At 62.5% G+C, this 1,325-nt stretch carries 1 protein-coding gene; it reads left to right on the forward strand.

Annotated features, from left to right (window positions below; translation table 11 throughout):
- Positions 1-57: 57 nt before the first annotated feature.
- Positions 58-1,311, forward strand: a complete 1,254-nt coding sequence (locus MFM001_RS24250; protein WP_116377761.1) for a DDE-type integrase/transposase/recombinase — start codon at positions 58-60, stop codon at positions 1,309-1,311.
- Positions 1,312-1,325 lie beyond the last annotated feature (14 nt).

Raw genomic sequence — 1,325 nt, forward strand, 5'->3', positions numbered from 1 at the left:
GACCGCGTTGACTCGTCCAAAATGCGCGCGAAAGGGTGCTTCGTTGCCTCATCGAAAATGCGCGCGTACGCCCAGTGGATGGGGTTGACGTTGGCAGAACGCAGAGCAATCACCGAGGCGGCGGCCGCCCGCTACGAGCTGGCGAGTAAGCGCGGGAAGAGTCGGATTCTCGATGAGTTGTGCGCCAACACCGGCTGGCACCGAAATCACGCCCGCAAGATGCTTAAAGCGGCGCTGCAGCCCAAGATTGTCGCTGCGCGCCGTCCGCGGCCAGTGAAGTACGGGCCCGAGGTCATCGCGGCGCTGACGGTCTGCTGGATGGTGCTCGGAATGCCCGCCGGCAAACGGCTAGCGCCGATGCTCGGTGAGCTGGTGGCAGTGTTGCGTCATTTCGGAGAGCTGGTCATCGATGACGGCATCGCGGAACTGTTGATAGGGATGTCGGCGGCCACCATCGATCGCCGCCTGGCTGATCAGCGAGCCAAATACCGGCTGCGGGGACGTGTTGGCACAAAGCCGGGATCACTGCTCAAAAGTCAGATCCCGGTGCGCACCTGGGCCGAGTGGGACGACGCTGTGCCCGGGTTCGTCGAGATTGACCTGGTCTGGCACGACGGTGGCAATCGGGGTGGAGGTCATGCATTTACCTTGACGGTCACCGACATCGCCACCGGCTGGACCGAGAACCGCTCGGTGCCTGACAAGACCGCCAAATGCGTGCTGGCTGCACTCGACGACATCGCCTCCAAGATGCCGTTTCCGATCCTGGGCGTGGACTGCGATAACGGATCGGAATTCATCAACGACTTGCTGCTGCAATGGTGCGAACGCCGCCAGATCACCTTCACCCGGGCGCGGCCGGGCAACAAGAACGACGGCTGCCACGTTGAGCAGAAGAACTGGACGGTGGTGCGCACGGTGGTCGGCTACCACCGCTACGACACCGCCGCAGAACTGTTGCTACTCAACGAGATCTGGCAGTTGCAATCCAAGCTGACCAACTACTTCTACCCGCAGCAAAAGCTGATCTGCAAGGTCCGTGCCGGCGCCAAGGTGTCCAAGAAACACGACACCGCGACCACCCCGTTTCACCGTGCGATCGATCACCCCACCATGACCGTGCAGCGCATCGTGGCGCTGACCCGCACCCACTCCCTGATCAATCCCGCCGCCACCCAGCGCCAGATCCAAGCACTGACCGCCCAGCTGTTCACCCTCACCACCAGCAAAGCCGCACCCGGCACCACAGCTCCAATCAACAAGCGCGCACGCTTACGTGAGGCAACGAATCCGCCTTCGCGCGCATCTTGACATGAGGCAACAGG

The sequence above is a fragment of the Mycobacterium sp. MFM001 genome, from assembly GCF_003402475.1.
GTDB lineage: Bacteria > Actinomycetota > Actinomycetes > Mycobacteriales > Mycobacteriaceae > Mycobacterium.

Bases quoted from the DNA above. Each gene is read 5' to 3' on its own strand.
- MFM001_RS24250 (WP_116377761.1), top strand. From the start codon at position 58: ATGCGCGCGTACGCCCAGTGGATGGGGTTGACGTTGGCAGAACGCAGA.